This is a genomic window from Desulfobacter vibrioformis DSM 8776, from assembly GCF_000745975.1.
In the GTDB taxonomy this organism is placed as follows: Bacteria; Desulfobacterota; Desulfobacteria; order Desulfobacterales; family Desulfobacteraceae; genus Desulfobacter; species Desulfobacter vibrioformis.
Map to the genome: position 1 here is coordinate 69,815 of NZ_JQKJ01000003.1, position 16,128 is coordinate 85,942.

General features: G+C 47.4%; 12 protein-coding genes. 10 read left to right on the forward strand and 2 right to left on the reverse strand.

Features of this window, described 5'->3' with window-relative positions:
* Positions 1-36: 36 nt before the first annotated feature.
* Positions 37-1,095, forward strand: coding sequence for a hypothetical protein (locus tag Q366_RS03585; protein ID WP_035236443.1), 1,059 nt, complete (start codon positions 37-39; stop codon positions 1,093-1,095).
* 3 nt (positions 1,096-1,098) lie between these two features.
* Positions 1,099-2,691, forward strand: a complete 1,593-nt coding sequence (locus Q366_RS03590; RefSeq protein WP_035236445.1) for a SidJ-related pseudokinase — start codon at positions 1,099-1,101, stop codon at positions 2,689-2,691.
* Here the strand turns inward: Q366_RS03590 and Q366_RS03595 are convergent.
* Positions 2,661-3,761 (reverse strand): lytic transglycosylase domain-containing protein, encoded by a 1,101-nt coding sequence (locus Q366_RS03595; RefSeq protein WP_035236447.1) that lies wholly within the window; start codon positions 3,759-3,761, stop codon positions 2,661-2,663. The genes Q366_RS03590 and Q366_RS03595 overlap by 31 nt on opposite strands.
* A gap of 290 nt (positions 3,762-4,051) precedes the next feature.
* Between Q366_RS03595 and Q366_RS03600 the strand changes: the two genes are divergently transcribed.
* The 8 genes from Q366_RS03600 to Q366_RS03635 all read left to right on the forward strand — a co-directional run bounded on the left by Q366_RS03600 (position 4,052) and on the right by Q366_RS03635 (position 13,202).
* The gene (locus Q366_RS03600; RefSeq protein ID WP_035236449.1) at positions 4,052-4,837 is read left to right on the forward strand and encodes an inositol monophosphatase family protein; all 786 of its coding nucleotides are present in this window, start codon (positions 4,052-4,054) and stop codon (positions 4,835-4,837) included.
* Between the two features lie 8 nt (positions 4,838-4,845).
* The gene (locus tag Q366_RS03605; protein ID WP_035236452.1) at positions 4,846-5,094 is read left to right on the forward strand and encodes a hypothetical protein; all 249 of its coding nucleotides are present in this window, start codon (positions 4,846-4,848) and stop codon (positions 5,092-5,094) included.
* Entirely contained in the window at positions 5,091-5,945 is an 855-nt protein-coding gene (ylqF, locus tag Q366_RS03610) for a ribosome biogenesis GTPase YlqF (protein WP_035236453.1), read from the forward strand. The genes Q366_RS03605 and ylqF overlap by 4 nt, the downstream gene beginning before the upstream one ends.
* Complete coding sequence (locus tag Q366_RS03615; RefSeq protein WP_035236455.1) at positions 5,929-7,983, forward strand: carboxy terminal-processing peptidase; 2,055 nt, start codon at positions 5,929-5,931, stop codon at positions 7,981-7,983. The genes ylqF and Q366_RS03615 overlap by 17 nt, the downstream gene beginning before the upstream one ends.
* A 38-nt stretch (positions 7,984-8,021) precedes the next feature.
* On the forward strand, positions 8,022-11,267 hold the full coding sequence (locus tag Q366_RS03620) for an AsmA-like C-terminal region-containing protein (protein ID WP_035236606.1): 3,246 nt from the start codon (positions 8,022-8,024) through the stop codon (positions 11,265-11,267).
* Positions 11,257-12,063, forward strand: a complete 807-nt coding sequence (locus tag Q366_RS03625; RefSeq protein WP_035236457.1) for an acyl-[acyl-carrier-protein] thioesterase — start codon at positions 11,257-11,259, stop codon at positions 12,061-12,063. The genes Q366_RS03620 and Q366_RS03625 overlap by 11 nt, the downstream gene beginning before the upstream one ends.
* Positions 12,060-12,512, forward strand: coding sequence for a regulatory protein RecX (locus Q366_RS03630; RefSeq protein ID WP_035236459.1), 453 nt, complete (start codon positions 12,060-12,062; stop codon positions 12,510-12,512). Before Q366_RS03625 ends, Q366_RS03630 begins: the two co-directional genes overlap by 4 nt.
* A 273-nt stretch (positions 12,513-12,785) precedes the next feature.
* A complete protein-coding gene (locus Q366_RS03635; RefSeq protein WP_035236461.1) occupies positions 12,786-13,202 on the forward strand; it encodes a PilZ domain-containing protein in 417 nt (138 codons plus the stop codon).
* 31 nt (positions 13,203-13,233) lie between these two features.
* Here the strand turns inward: Q366_RS03635 and Q366_RS03640 are convergent, their stop codons facing one another.
* Complete coding sequence (locus tag Q366_RS03640) at positions 13,234-16,065, reverse strand: M16 family metallopeptidase (protein WP_156968100.1); 2,832 nt, start codon at positions 16,063-16,065, stop codon at positions 13,234-13,236.
* Positions 16,066-16,128 lie beyond the last annotated feature (63 nt).

Sequence of the window (16,128 nt, forward strand, 5' to 3'; positions counted from 1 at the left end):
CGTTAATGGCAAGACACTGGGAACAAGAAACAAAATATGAATGAAAACAGACTGGGGGATTACCTGAACCCGGAGAGTGATCAGGCATTTACAGATAATGAGCCGACTATTGGGGGCGCAATTTTCCAGCAGGAAGCCAACACCCTTAAAATAGAGAAATTATCCCAGCGCGTGACCATCATCTCCGTGATCCTCCCCTGCATCATCATTGCCATTTTGGTCTTCGGCTATATGGATATCACCGAAAAGGTGGTGGATGTGGACCATACCCAGGCAAACCAGATGGCACAGGTATCACAAAATCTTGAAATAAAGCTCAATGCGGTTGATGTACGTATTGCCAAAGCCACCCACGAGCTGGATGAAAAGCTGACAACCCTTGAAACCAAACGCCAGGCCCTGGAAAACCAGACCGCAAAAATGTCCGCAGCCAAGGTTGATCTTAAAGCCATGGAAGCCGCCCTTGCCAAGCTGGATAAACGGATTCAAACCAATGCAGACCAGGATAAGTCTACCCTGGCAGCCATGGAACGTATGAACCAGGCGCTTTTAGCCGGTATTGATAAAAACAGTTCGGATTTTAAAACAGTCTCAGCACAGATCAAAAAAGAGTTCCACCTGTTTAAGGAGGAGTTTGACGCAAGGCTGCTTGAATTGTCCGCCTATGAAGAAAGAATTGCTCATCTGGTCAAAGACACAAGCCTGCTGGGCAAAAAACTGGATGAATTAAAAAAAGAGACATCAGCCTCCATAGACAGTAAATTGAACAAAAACCTAAGTCTTCTCAGACAGGATCTTGAAAAGCAGATTGCTGACATTAAAAAACAAGCAGACGCAGCAAATTCAACAGCAAAAAAGGCAGCGGAAACCGCTTCTGCTGCCAAGTCTTCCGCCACTAAACCGGCAGTTAAGACAGCATCAACACCCGCACAAGGCCCCAAAGAATCCGCACCCCAGGCCCAATCAGCCGTAAAACCACAAGCGCCCTCTCCTTCCGCCGCTCCAACGGCCACCTGGAAAACACAAACACCGGCCCTGCCGGCCCCAAAAGTGCCGGGCACATACGGCATTTCAGAACAGGACCTTTCCCAATAGCGGATGAGCCACGCCCCACCCTCCAGCGCACGGATCCAGGAAGAACACCTTCTTATCAATCATTGCCGGGACTTTTCTGCGGCGTACATGGGGATCAAATATATTGGCCGGCATGCTGCTGATTATCCGTTCACAATTACCCGGCAGACGCTGGATGCACTGTTCTCTGTATTTGAAACCACCCAATTTGACACGGCCAAACAAGCCTTTTTTTTATATCATGAGGCAGCCTGCACCCTGGCGGACCTGGGCAAAACAATGGAGAACGAAATTACCCGAACCATTGTGCCACGGCTTGTGTCGCTTCTGATGAAAAGCTCAGGAAAGCGGCTTCGCGCCCTGGGCAAGGCACTTGGCCGGCTGGCAGACAATCCCCCTGTACCGGATATGCCATCTTTCCCCGATAATGTCATGCCTTTGGACACTGATCTTTCAAGCCTTGCTGAAAAATTTACAGCCCCAGGGACGGTGCTGCCGGCCGATGCGCAATGGCGCTGGAAGGGCAGAAGCCTTGTTTTCCGGGCAGGAACAAACATTCTGGGCGTAATCAAATTTGCCACAACACAGGACAATATCAATGAACTCCACCGGGAGGCGGTCTGGATGGACTGGTTTTCCAAAAATCCGTTAGAATCTGAAACCCTTGTTCCCAAACCGGTCCGCATCCGGGACAGATATCTATTCAACATCACGGATGAACTGCCCAGGGGTGGTCCCGGCACAATATACGGGCCTGCCTGCATCGTCTTTATCCCCTGCCCGGGTTATTATGAATACCCCGATTTGGAAAATATGGCTTGGCAGCAAATTAAATCATCGTTTTTCAAATCAGCCTTTATCCTGGGCAGACTGTCATCCAAGGGGCTTTTCCATACGGCATTGATCCCCTTGTTCCATAACCGGGTCCAGCAGGGCCGAAGAAACGACAATGGCAGATATTTGTGGGAACATGCCGGGCGTCTGGATCAGTGGCTGGACTCCAGCCGGTTCCCCAACTTTGCCGCATCTGGTTTGCGGGATTTTGAGCATATGGCCTGCCGGATAAAATCCTTGGATCTTGAACATTATACCGGTGAATACCTGCTCAGTTTCATTCTGGTGGCAGGCGCCTGCTTCAGGAACAAAGCCCCGCACAGAAGGGGAACAGACAACACGCATCCCCATGTGGAGACCCGGGATCTTTTCTGTCCGGATCTGTTTGAGACACTTTTAACCGGCGTCTGTGAACACTATTTCAAAGGCCTGACCGGGACCGATACCTTTGATCCGGCCCCATTTAATATACCTGCACTTATTGAACAGCTCATTGAAAAAATGGGGCGTGATGAACATATGGAGGAAAGGTTAAGGGTGCAGGACCAGTTAGAGATGGACGATACCCGGTTTGAAGAATTCCTGGTCAACCGGGGCCTTACTGTAATACCGGCCAAGGGGGAAGAAGATATTCTCCTTTTTACCGGCCCCCATCTCGGCGGATTCAACCAGCCCATCTCCATACCGGAACTGATTGAATTTCTGTTCAAATTTTCCGCATTCTGCGTGGCAAGCGCTTTTTTACAACAGCATCATTGCACACGCAGTTTATCCCCGGGATGAATCACATCTTTTTTTGAGATCTTGTTCAGGGCCAGAAGTGCGGACACAGACATATTGTATTTTCTTGCGATGGCGGAAAGACCTTCCCCGGCCTTCACTATATGGAATTTTGAAGGTGGCAGGGGTTTGGCCAGGTTCTTGTAAAGGTGGGCAAATTTTTTCTGAAAATCCGTATTCTTTCCCTGGGGCACAAGAAGTGTGGAAGCGCCTTTTTCCAAAAAATATCCGCGCAACTGGGGATTATAATCCTTGATGGTTTTGAATGAAACACCACAGGCCTTGGCAATCATGGACAAAGGCACATCCTTTTCCGGGGAAAGCGTAATTTCAGAAAACGTAAATACCGGATAAAAATCCTGGGGCTCTAAATAAAAACCATAGTTTTCCGGAGCAGACATAATCAGCTTGACGGCAACCATTTTCAGGATATACCGCTGGGTTTCCAGGGGCAGGTAAAGGGAGAAGAAATCCCGGGTTTCCTGAATTTCCATGGCCGTGCTCAGACCGGATTCCCCCATGTTATATGCGGACATGGCCAGCAGATATGAGCCAAACTGTGAATAAAGATCTTTAAGATAGCGGCAGGCCGCCCGGGTGGCGCAGAACATGTCCCGGCGCTCGTCGACTCTTGAATCAATGCGCAACCCGTATCTTTGACCTGTGCTTTTGATGAACTGCCAGTACCCGATCGCACCTTTATGGGATTCTCCATGGGACAGAAGCGCACTTTCCACAATGGGCAGATATTTCAAATCCAGGGGGAGTTTTTCCTGCTTTAAAACCTTTTCAATGTGCGGAAACCACCGGTGGGCCCGTTTAAGCCACAGCATCACCTGGGGCCGGTTCCATACGGCCAGCATCATCTCTTTTTCAAGCCGCTCCCTGACATCGGGATCTGTGTAAGGTATTTTCTCCCCGCAAAGGCGGATATCGCCGGAAAAGCGAACTGCCTCCACCAGGGTGGGAATGTGAGACTGTACAATGGGCGGCCCGGGTTTTTCTTCTGCGGCCGGTGCTACATGTGCTGAAAAAATGACCAGGAATACTGTGGAAATAAGGGGGTGCTTCATGATATCCGCGCTGTTGTGTGGTGGTTAACGCTTTCTCTTCCCGGGATTGTGAAACCGGTCAGAAAAAATTGATGGGGTAATCATTGCATTTCATGCTTTAAAAATCAAGGCCGGTAAAATCGTGTCCCAGCACGATATCCTGTGACTTAAAAACAATAACGTTGTTTTTCCAATGGATGTGCCGGGTATTTTCAAATCTCATGTAATATGCCATAATAGCCGAACAAAATTTTAGGGCTCTGCTAAATTTTAATGATCTTTATAGAAACGAGTTAAAAACGGTTGATATTTTGATTTCTTTTATAAAAAACCTGGCCCTTGACGCCGGCAGGATCTGCCTTGACGGTCAAAAGCAGTTAACCATCCATGATCTTGAATTCAAATCAGCAAAAGATATTGTCACGTCAATAGACAAAGAAGTTGAAGCGTTTCTGGTCAAGGCTCTCCTTGACCGGTATCCTGACCATGGCATACTCGGAGAAGAGTACGGGGCTGTCCAGACAAAAAGCGGATTCAGGTGGATCATTGACCCCATAGACGGCACCACTTCTTTTGTCCACCAGCTGCCTTTTTACAGCATCAGCATTGCCCTTGAAAAAGAAGGGGAAATGGTGCTCGGCGTAGTTTATGCCCCTGCCCTGGGCCAACTATTTTATGCTGAAAAAGGAAAAGGTGCATTTATGGATGGTACCCCCATCCATGTCTCTGGAACAAGGGAACTTGACAAAGCGGTCATGGCAACGGGGTTTGCATGTTTAAGAGCTGGCTGGCAAAACAACAACCTGCCAATTTTTAATGAGATTGTCCCGCAACTTCGGGACATCAGGCGTTTTGGTTCTGCGGCTTTGGACCTGTGTTATACAGCCCTGGGCAGTCTGGACGGATTCTGGGAAATGAATCTCAATATTTATGATATTGCAGCAGGGATTGTTATTCTAAAGGAAGCAGGTGGTGTGGTCACCGATTTTACAGGCGCACAGCAATTCCCGCAAAAAGGCATTGCTGCGGCAAACAAACGGTTGCACAATGAACTGATTCGCATTCTGGCCAAGTATTCAGCATCATCAAAACTTTAAACGGACTTATGAAATTCATTTTTGCTTTTATATTTATGCTAAGCATGGCAGCCGGTTGTGCCTTTGGGTATTACAATCATTACAACTGGATTGGATATACCATTGCCTTGGCCGTCAGCGGATTTATCGGTTCCAGTATCATTGCGGTGCTCTTTTCATATCTGTATTTTTTCTCAAAAGACAGTGTTGAACAGGTGCCCACACAGCCGGATAAAACAATCACTCACCAACAGGAAATCAAAAAAATAAAAAGATGAATATCCAGTGGTTTCCCGGCCATATGCTGGAGACAAAAAATCAGCTTAAAAGTTCCATTGCCAAAGTGGATGCCCTGCTTGAGGTGGTGGATGCAAGGCTGCCGTTGTCCAGTTCCAACCCCTTTGTGGACCAGATAGCCAAGGGGAAAAACCGAATGAAAATTCTTAATAAGTCAGATATTGCCGACCCCCAAGAGACCCAAGCCTGGCTTGAATATTTCAACCAGGACATGAACCTGCCGGCGGCAGCCATCTGCGGGACCCATCTGCAAGAGACCTCACATGCCCTGGAATCCCTGGTATCACAGGTAAACAGGAACCAGGCAAGGAAGGCCAAAGTTATGGTGGTGGGTATTCCAAACACGGGCAAATCCACGATTTTGAACACCCTGGCCGGCCGGAAAGTGGCAAAGACCGGGAATGTACCGGCAGTTACCCGGCACCAGCAGCGCACCAGCCTTAAAGGCAATATTGATATTTATGATACCCCGGGTATCCTGTGGCCGGTGATTGAACCCAGGCAGCGCGGACTTGCCTTGGCAGTGTCCGGGGCCATCAGTGATACGGCCATTGACTACCATGAAATCGCCTATTTTGCCGCACAGCTTTTACTGGAAAGATACCCGGACTGCCTTGTCGGGCGTTACCCGTTTTTAAATCCATTGCCCGGGGGAGCCCAGGCCCTTATCGAAACAGTGGGCAAAGCCAGGGGATGTCTCAAAAAAGGCGGATATGTCGATTTTCAGAAAGCATCACAACTTATTATCAGGGATCTTCGATCCGGCAGGCTCGGCCGGATCAGTTTTGAAACACCAAAGGATATAGACGTAACCCATGACACAGATCACTAGACTTATCCACAGGCTTTGGGCTGTACTGGCCGTTGCCGCTTTTTTTTATTGCGCACCACTTTGCCATGCACAAATTACCGAACTGACTTTTCAGGATGATCAGTCCCAGCAATGTATTGCCATTGTCAATGCCCTTGAACGGGAACATTTTACCGGGAAAAAACTGGATAGAAATATGTCCGTCCATGTGTTTGACCGGTATATCAAATTTCTGGATCCGGGCAAACATCTTCTGACCCAGGCAGATTTAGATGATTTTCAGCCGTTGAAACAGCTGATGTACAAATATCTGAAAACGGGAAACCTTGGGCCTGCCTTTGAAATTTTCAACCTTTACCAGTCCCGCAGCGAACAGCGCCTTGAATATATTCTCGAACTTGCCAAATCCTGGCAGACCCGGATTGATTTCACCAAAAACGAAACCCTTGTCATTGACTATGATCATAAACCCTTTATCCGGGACGCGTCAGGCCTTGAGCCCCTGTGGAAAAAAGAGCTGAAAAACCATATCATTAATTTGAAGATAGACAAAACGCCTGATGATAAAATCAGTGAAACCTTGGAAAAAATCTACTCCAACCGCTTGGCCCGCCTGTCCCAGACACAGTCCAGGGATGTATTCCAGATTTTCATGAATGCCGTCACCATGTCCTTTGACCCCCATTCCCAGTATTTTGCCCCACGCCTGTCCGAAGATTTTGATATTCATATGAAACTGAGTTTAGAGGGCATTGGGGCGGTGTTGCAAAACGAATATGAATACACAAAGGTAGTCCGCCTTATCGCCAAAGGTCCGGCGGACAAATCCCAGAAACTTGCACCCGGGGACAAAATCATTGGCGTGGGCCAGGGGCAGGATGGAGAAATCAAGGACACCATTGGCCAGCGCATTGATGATGTGGTCAAGCTGATCCGGGGCCCCAAAGACACCTATGTGCGGTTAAAAATCATTCCTGCCAGAAAAGCCAATGTCACCGCCACCATCAGTATCAAGCGCGACGAGGTGAAGCTTGAGGAGCAGGCAGCCCAGAAAAAAGTGGTGGACGTGACCTCAAACGACCGGACCTATAAGCTGGGTATCATTGAAATTCCAAATTTCTATATAGATTTTGACGCATTTCACAGGGGCGACCCGGATTACAAAAGCACCACAGGAGACGTAACAAAGCTGCTGCTGCAGTTAAAAAAAGAAAAAATTGACGGATTGATTATTGATCTCAGGGACAATGGGGGAGGATCGCTTAAAGAAGCCAATGATCTGACAGGGCTGTTTCTTAAATATGGCCCGACAGTGCAAATCAAAACAAAATTCCGGGTATCTCGCCTGTATGATGAAGATCCCCAAATTATCTACACAGGGCCGCTTATGGTGCTCATCAACAGGATGAGCGCATCAGCCAGTGAAATTTTTGCAGGCGCCATCAAAGATTATCACCGGGGCCTTATTGTGGGCACCCGAAGTTTTGGCAAGGGTACGGTTCAGGAACTCAAACCCCTGGGAGATGGGCGACTGAAGATGACCTCAGCCAAATTTTACCGGGTCTCGGGTAAGAGCACCCAGCACAAAGGCGTTGAACCTGACATCTGGTTTCCCCAGATTTACAGGCCCGAAGATACCGGGGAGAGCGCCCTTGACGGTGCCCTGCTCTGGGACCATATTGATGCCACCCGTTATTCCGCATATATCTCTTTGCAGCCCGTGATCAAACCCCTGGATGATGCCTATAAAAAACGGGCCGAAAAATCATTTGGCATCAAATATCTCACCCAACGGATTCAATTGGCAGAATCTTTACTGGAACAAAAAAACCTCTCCCTGAATCTGGCGGATCGGCTGAAAACAGACACCACGTTTAACAACGAGGAGCTGGCCCTGGAAAACAATTACCGGGAACAAAAAGGAGAAAAACCCCTGGCATCCCTGGAGGACATAGACCCGGAAAGGGAAGAGATCAAGGAGATCCTGACAGACCAGGCCCAATACATTGCTGCAGATTTTATTACGTTAAGCCGTAAAAACGGATATAACTGGCAGTAGCACCTGATTAATTTTTTTGCAGATATGAATGCATGGCCATGAACAGAAGACGCATACTGCGCAGTGCTGTTTTCTTCGCGGTAACCGTGACCGCCTGCGCAGTCGCTCTGGCCTTTGCCATTACCCCATTGATCAACACGGAACCGGTCAAATTGCGTCTGGCCAGAGTTTTTCAGGACAAAACCGGCATTGATATCCGGTTTAATCAGTTGACGTTTGTCCTCAACCCCCTGCCAGGTATCTGCATAACGGATATATCGGCACAGATTGACCCCCAAAACCAGGTTACAATAAACAAGGCGCTGGTGGAACTGGCCCCGGACCAGCTGCTGGAATTCAAGGCGGCTGTAAAGCGCATCACCGTTCAATCCCCTGAACTGATCCGGAATAAGGCTGTTGCCGGCAAAAATAAATCCACAGCGCCATTGGATATTGCCGCGTCTGTGCAGAACGGATTTGACCGATTACTTGCTCTGGTCCCAGCAGATACGGATCATCTGGATATTATTGTCACCAATGCCCGGTCAAATTATTTCAACGCCATGGACTGCCGGGTTCTGGTGACAGGCCGGACCCGGGCCGTGAATATCAAGGCGCAGATATCAGGGGTTGGGCTGGAAACGCACAGTATTCCCGGGCTTGACGCCGCACTTAAAGGCCGAATAACACATTTTGATATCCCACATGTGTCCGTGGAGTGCCGTCATGATGAAAACACCTTTCTTGCAGGCAATCTGAAAATCACCTCCCTTCGGGCCCATCTTGAAGCGCCCAAGGACCACGGCATTGAAGCAAGGCAATTCGACCTTACATTTGCCCTGTCAAAAGAGAGGGCAACCGCACACCTTTCGCCCTTGGAACTTCTTTATCCCAAAGGCCGCGTTGGCATAAATGTATCACTTTCCCCCGGACAAGAAACATCAAGCATTGAATTTACCGGGGAACAGATTGATATCAGCCAGGCAAGACAGGTGTGTCTGCCACTTCTCAAGGGCCTGGAAACATCTCAAATCCTGTTTGACATACTCAGGGCAGGAACCGCCCCAAAGATTATAGTTGGGTTTAAAGCCAACGACATACATCATCTGTTCAACGCAGAAAATCTGATTATAAAGGGCTGTGCAGAAGCTGTCACAGTTAAAATCCCCCAGGTTCCTGTTATTGTAGACAAGGCCTCGGGTCGGGCAGAGATGAAAGACGGTGTGCTGAGCATTCATCCTGACGGTGGTCATGTGGGAAAAACAATTGTCACCGGCGGAGATCTTGATATCAACCTGATTCATCCTCACACGGTCCCATTTTCAGGAAAATTCCCCTTAACAGTCGATCTAGCACAACTTCCTGCAGCCCTTATCTCCCTGTTGCCGGATACGGTACTTGCCCGGGAAATGTCAAAGATATCCGGTCTTACGGGCCGGGCCGATGCGGTACTTGAACTCAATAGCATCCCAGATCATAAAGACCTGGATGTTAAAGTCGCAGCAGAAAACATCCAGGCAAGTGGAAATTACCGGCGTCTGCCCCTGCCCATCCATATCCACGGCGGCTCTTTTCTCCTGGATCAACACGAGATTGCCCTGAAAAACATGTCGGGAATCTTAGGAAAGAGCAGGATATCGAACCTGAATGCCGATATTGATACCAGGGGGCAGACCCCCATGAATATAAAAAATATGGCCGCAAATATTGATCTGGAACAGGCAGCCCCCCTGGTGGATCTTTTCCCCGGTGCAAGGGAAAAGCTTGGTCCGGTTAAAAATTTTTCAGGCATTATGGACATTAAGGACCTTGGGGTTGAAGGCCCCATGTTCGCGCCAGACCTGTGGCAGATTCACATGACAGGCCAGGTGAATAAAGGGGCTGTCATCTTTTCCGACAATACCCAGGGAATATCAGGTCTGTTTTGTAAATTCAACGCATCCCCTTCAACGATAAATCTCTCGGATATTACCTGTACCATTGAAAACGTCACCTGGCTTGAAAAGAACATGTCACCGGAATATACACAAAGCATTGTCCTGCCCCTGGCACTGACCCGGGGACAGTTTATGAAACAGGCAGACGCCTGTGAGCTTCAGGGGCAGTTGCTCACGATCTCGGGTGCAAAGGTGTTCTTTATGGCAGAGGGTCCTGCCATGGACAAGATGACCCCTTCAAACGTGCAGATAGAGGATGGGGAACGAACCCATGCAGATGTGACTTTTTATAAAAAACCGGATATGCCGCGGCTTAATTTTTCAGGGCAACTGGATAAGGCAACCCTGGAAAACATGCTTTACCCGGATTCGTATCTTTACCGGGAACTTCAGGAGGTGACCGGTGAAAATGCGTTAACGGTTTCAACGGATAACACAGGCAACATCACCATAACTGCTGACAAGCTTAATCTTGATCCCCTTTTGTCTTTGCAGCAAATATCTGCGCCCGCCCCTTTTCCGCGCCCCCTGGTAAAACAGAAACAAATTTTTTTTAATGTTAACACATTGGATTATGACCAGCGTGTATACCAAGGCGTTCAGGCAAAGATAACAATTAATCAGCCGACCACTGATATAGATATTACCCATGCACTGCTTTGCGGCCTTGACTTTTCAGGCCGGATAACCATTAATCATACCGGGGACAGGCCGGAGGTTTTATCCCACGTTGTTTTTAATACAGATCAGGCAAAGGAGGTGTCGCTGTCACTGGGTTGTCTGACAGGCAGTCAAAGTGTTATTAAAGGAAGTTATACACTTGAGGGCGAACTTTCCGGCGTTGCACAGACCCTGGCCCTGGTAAAATCCAAACAAATCGGGCATCTTAATTTTAAAGCCCAGTCCGGCCGGATATTTAAAGCTACGCTGCTTTCCAGACTTTTATCAGTGATAAATATCCTGGGAGAAACCGACCTGCAGCAGCAGGGATTCGGATTTAAAACATTCACAGCCGATGCAGACGTAAAAGAGAGCGTGGTGCATATAAACAAATCCTTTATTGATGCAGACAATATGGCCATCATAGCCGAAGGATGGGTAGATCCGCTAAATGATGCCCTGGATATCACTTTTCTGGTGGCTCCGTTTAAAACCATTGATACCATTATTAAATATATTCCGATTGTAAATACCATTCTTAACGGCCGTCTTGTCTCTTTTCCAGCCAGGGCCTATGGAAAAATATCAGATCCCACGGTGGTCCCCCTTCATCCGTCCGCAGTGGGAAAAGGGCTGCTCAATCTGCTGGAGGATCTGGTCAAAACACCCGGCCGCCTGATTGAAGGAGTGCAAGAAAATGAAAAATAATCCTGACATATTTTCTCAAACATTTAATTTGCCCTATTCCGCGTTAACCATTGGTGGAAGGCTCAAAATGGACTGGCTTTTAAATGTGTTCCAGAATGCCGCCTCAACCCAGTGTCACGCCTATGGAATTTCCGGATTTGATATGGCCGAAAAAGATCTTAAATGGGTGGTGGCCCAATACCGGATACAAATTCACACCCCCATTGACTGGATGACGCCGCTGGTTGTTCAGACATGGCGGGCCCCCTGGAAAAACCTTTATGAGGTCAGGCAGTTCAGGCTGATGGCGGAACAGGACCACAGGTTGGAAACTTCCAGTCCCCTGGTAACCGCCTCAAGTATCTGGATATTAATAAAGGCCGCAAACAACAGGCCGGTAAGGCTGGCCCCCAATATGCCGGCGGCTTTGATGAAAAGCCCTGTGCAAGAACCTGCGGAACTGATCAAACCGGATGCCGATCTTGCCCATGTTGACCATGAGTGCAGCTTTCCGGTTCGTTTCCTTGATCTGGATCTCAACGAGCATGTGAATAACCGGGTGTATGTCAGATGGGCCGTGGAATCTTTGCCCGGCAGGTTAAACTTTGAATATACCCCGGTGACATGTGACGTGATCTATCAAAAGGAGGCCCTGCCCGGAGATACCGTGCAAAGCCGTATCTCAATGAGCTTTGAAAATGACCTGCTGTTCACAGACCATATTATTATCCGGCAGTCTTCAAAAGAAAAGCTAGCCCATCTGATGCTCACCTGGAAAAAAACAGGCATCCGGCACCTGTTTCATACAAAAAAATGACCGTTGAAAAAGCGTACCAAAAGGCCCTGGGGTATCTGTCAAAAAGCCCTAAAACCATCTGGCAGATGAAAAAATATTTGACGGATAAAGGATATGATGCCGACATTATCGAGCAGGTTGTTGTGCAGTTGTTAAGCTTTAATTATCTTAACGACAAAGAATTTTCACGCCAGTTCATTGAAAGCAGAATCCGTTACAAGCCCAAATCCGTTTTTGCCCTTGGATTTGAGCTGTGCAAAAAAGGCATTGACCCGGTACTGGCCCAAGAGCTGTTAACTGAATATAACGACGAAGAACTTGCATTAAAAGCCGTTGAGACTAAAAAGCAGGCCTGGAACCGGCTGGATGAATCTGAATGCAGAAAAAAAATGATGAACTACCTGCGTTACAGAGGGTTTGATTACAGCGTGTGCCAGACCGTATGGCAGATATTTCAATCAAAGTCCTAGGGAAATACACGCCCTTGACTGTATAAATATTTTCTTTATTTAATACTTTTTCTACACAATTAGTATGAAATAATTTTCATACTATCGGGAAGAATTTATAGTGGCCTTAATAACAGCAGGATGTTTTTTTTATTTGCGTGAAATTACAGCCAGTTAAATATTCTTTCATAGGACAGAGGTACAGACACTGATTTAAGCATGAATATTGCATAATCCCCTAAAAGGCAAAAAGACAAAAGGGGATTTTTAACACAAAACGTTGAGGATTTACTTATGGTCGGAAGAAAAAGAACCATTGAGCGTCGAAGAAACAAACGATATAAAGCGGTGGAAGGTGCCTATGCAGCCATTAGTCCCAATTCGAACAGGCTTGGTCAAATCATTGACATCAGTATGGGCGGACTGTGTTTTAAATATATAGCCCCCGCCAACAAATCATCAGACCCCGAAGAAAAAAACGAAGAGTCTATTTTCTTAAGCAGCATAGGATATTATGTCGGCGATATTCCCTTTCAGACCATTGCCGACTATGAAATAACTGATGCGCCGTCATTCAGCTCAATGAAAGTCAGAAAGCGGCATATCAAATTTACCGATCTTACGCTGAAACAGTTGTTTGACCTGGATCATTACCTGAAAAACAATGTGATGGAACAGGTAAAATCACTTCCAGATCAAAATAAATTCTGAATCGCCTTATTTACCGGCACAAAACGATATATTAGGGGCCTGAAGGCAGTACAAGGATAAGTGCCCGGTTTGAAAGGGGAAGATACTGACGGGCTAAATCGGTTAATTCCCCGGCCCTTATGCCTGAAAATCCTGAAATCAGCGTACAGGCCCATTCAAGGCGTTCCGGATATCTAAAGGAATTGGCCATCACAGAATCCAGCCAGTAGGTGTTTTCCCTTCTAAGGTCGTTAAGATGATTCAGTAATGGTTTTTTGATAAAATCAAGCTCTTTGGCACTGACACCGTTTTTCAATACATCTTTGATTTCGTTGATTATCCTATCATTTATTGTATCCTGCATCCCCGGGGTCATCTTCACCACAAAATTCATCATCCCGTAGCCGTCATATATCATGGACGGCGCATTATACACATACGGCGAATAGGAGGCCCCAAGATCTTCGCGTACTGACTTGCGCAGGCGCTCGGATAACACCTGGGCCAACACGGACAGCTTTCGCGTCTTCATAATATCCCAGAAATCATCCGTTGGAAAAACCAGACGAATAACACCCAGATCTGTCAATCTGGTATCCGGATAGATCTTAAGTGTCTTACCTTTTGGAAATACAGGAGCTGGCTCGAGCGGCTGCCGAGGTGTTGCAGGGCTGCGTAATTTCATTGCACCCAGATAAGTTTTCACCAGTTTTTTTATTTCATCGCAATTCATATCACCTGAAATGGAAATCTCCAGGGGCGAATTGTCAAATTCCGGGCCAAGCCATGAAGACAGATCATCAATGGTAATATTTTCTAATTTTGCAGGGTCAGCAAGGCCAAACCTTAGGTCCCCTCCGGCCAGAAACCGGGCTGCCTGAATCTGCATGGCCCCGTCAGGTGTCCGCTTCTTTCTCTCATAATCTTGACAATACCGGGCTTTTTCAAGGGCCAGGCTTTTGGCCCTGAATCCGGGATCGTTGAAATATGCATATAATAATTGAAAAACCTGTTCAGCATCCTTTAAAGCTGCCTGGCCTGACAAACTGCAGTGGTTTTCCTTTATATCAAATGAAAGACTGATATCACGACCCGAGAGCGCCGCCTTGAGCTGTTCCTGGTCCAGGCTTCCAAGCCCGCTTGAGTTCACGGTGGAAACAGCAAGGCTGTCCAGCCCGAAAAACTTTTTTGGAATACCCATGCGGCCCGAACCAAAAACGGCTGTAAAAAATAGCTGGCCTTTTTTAAAATCCGTCTGTTTCAAATTTACGTGAATATTATTGGCCAGTTTCATCCGGCAAATACCAAGACCGTTAACATTGTCCTGAATAGTCACCACCTGGGCCCGGGCATCCGGCAGAACAAGGTATGGAAAGGTTTTCTGACTTTTTTGAGCATATGGCAGAACCGCGAGGTTCTGACTGCGGTTATAGACTTTCAGTATACCGGCTTCGGCGTTCTCCATGGCAGGCAGGTTGCCGGTAACCATAACCAGACGATGATCCTCAGGCCAATTGTTTCTGAAAGTCCGGTTCACCGTTTCGATGGAAAGGGTTTTGATAAACGGAGCAAGAATACTTTGTTCCTGCCCAGGGGACAAAAACAGTTCCCTGTGGTTAAGTGACTCTAAAAGTTGGTCTGAAATCACACTGGAATCGCGGGTTTCAGCCGCTTGTACCGCTGCATCCAACGTACTGAGGATATCTGCCTTTACCCGTTCAAGTTCAGCCTGGGAAAAACCAAATTTTAATGCCTGTTTAAGACTTTGGGACAAATGTTCAAGGCAATCCTCCCAATCCGTTGGATCACATTCCGCCTGGACAGCAGCGGTTTTAACATTTTTCAGATACCGCCCTGAATAGACCCGGGCTCCGGTAAATCCGCCGGTCCGGGCCTGAACCATTCCGGATAACCGATTCTGAAACATCTGGTCTGCAACATACAGAACCGTATCTTCAAGCATCCGGTCCACGGTTTCAGCGTCAAAGGGTTCAAAAGAGATATGTTCAATAGTCACTTCTGTGGTCCCGGCCTCAGGCTCGGCATAAAAAAAAGGCTTTACACCCTTGTGGGGCGTCCATGCGATATCAGGGCTGGTCACCGGCAGATCAGAACGGGCTTTCATGGATGAAAAAGCCTTGGTGATCAACTTCTTTGCAAGCCCTGCATCCAGATCCCCGACAACAACCAGTGCCATATTATCCGGCCGGTACCACCGGTCATAAAAGCCTTTAAGTTTTTCCCGGTTCGCGCCTTTAATGGTGGTTTCAACACCAATGGGCATTCTATCCGGGATAATGGAACCTGGTAGTTCAAAGGCAAGTGTTTTTTTATAGGTTCTGTAGGATACCGAATCACGTTCACGTTTTTCGGCCAGAATAACCCCTCTTTCCCTGTCAATTTCAGATTCAAGAAGAAGTGCACCCTGGGCATAATCCTTTATAACCACAAAGACGTCTTCAAGGCTTTTTTGATCTCCGCTGGGCAGAACCAGGTCATAAACAGTATTAAAATAGGAGGTGTGGGCATTGGCATCATGTCCGAAATCCATGCCGATGGACTGAAAATATTTTATAAGTTCACCCGGCTTAAAATGCCGGGATCCGTTGAACATCATATGTTCAAGATAATGGGCAAGGCCCTGTTCCTGATTTTGTTCCAGAGCAGAACCTGCAAAGACATCAAGGTGAATCTGCACCCGGTTCTTTGGAGTCTTGTTTTCCATGATCAGATACCTGAAACCATTGGGAAGGGTTCCGGTAACCAGTGCGGGATCGCAAGGCGAAAGATGGCAGGACGATGGAGCGGCATTCCCGTAAACACGGGAGGACATTGCCCATATAGAGACAAGCAGGCACACAAAAACAACGTTTGACCATTTCATGGATACAAACCTTCTGCGGGTAAGAAAAGAAAAAGGCGGCAATTAAAATCCTATATCTGATTG